The organism is Leadbetterella sp. DM7 (assembly GCF_040829825.2).
Lineage (GTDB): Bacteria > Bacteroidota > Bacteroidia > Cytophagales > Spirosomataceae > Leadbetterella.
The window spans coordinates 1-725 of record NZ_JBFOLH020000045.1 but is presented as its reverse complement, the minus strand read 5'-3'; the positions used below and the strand labels follow the sequence as shown (position 1 = coordinate 725).

At 48.1% G+C, this 725-nt stretch carries 1 protein-coding gene and 1 pseudogene; both read left to right on the top strand.

Annotation, left to right across the window (positions count from 1 at the left end; genetic code table 11):
- Positions 1-459 (top strand): annotated as a pseudogene (locus AB2U10_RS19150) (hypothetical protein); the annotation flags it as partial.
- A gap of 16 nt (positions 460-475) precedes the next feature.
- Positions 476-725, top strand: a 250-nt coding sequence (locus AB2U10_RS19145; protein WP_493820788.1) for an ATP-binding protein, incomplete at its 3' end; no start/stop codon positions are given.

The window sequence follows — 725 nt, the reverse complement described above, 5'->3', positions numbered from 1 at the left end:
GTAGAAGTGGTCTATACGCATAACCGGGTAAGTATCTACCATAAATCCAAACTGCTGGCTACTCACCTAAGAACCCGTAAGAAACACGCCTATACCACTGTAGAGGAGCATCTGCCCTCCCGATACCACGATTACAAAGATCGTAGCCCGGACTATTACCGAAACAGAGCCAAAGCCTATGGAGATGAGTTCTGTGAGCTGATTAACCGGATTCTGATGCGCAAAATGCATGTGGAACAGAACTACAAGAGTTGTGATGGCCTGTTGCGACTAGCCGCTAAAACACCACCCGAGGTCTTCCGAAATGCCTGCAAGATTGCTCTACAGGCAGGTAGCTGTCATTATCGTTTTATCGATCAGGTCATTACCAACGGAATGGCTAAAAACTATGCTCCGCCTGCAGAGCTTGCTCTTAGCCCCAGCCATGAAAATCTGCGTGGAAAATCTTTTTTTAATTAATTATAAAGTGTTTACTATGAAAATCGAAGAACAGGTGGGCCAGCTGAGACTGGCCGGAATGAGACACCGTTACATCAGTCTGAGTGAAACCCGGCAACTGCAAAACCTGTCGCTCAAAGAGGGCCTGGAGTTGCTGCTACAGGCAGAAACCGAAAACCGACAAACCCGACGAACCGAGAGGCTGACCACCCAGGCCCGCTTCCGTTACCAGGCTTCCTTAAGTGAGATCAGCTATGCAGACAGTCGGAACCTGAACAAAAATCTGA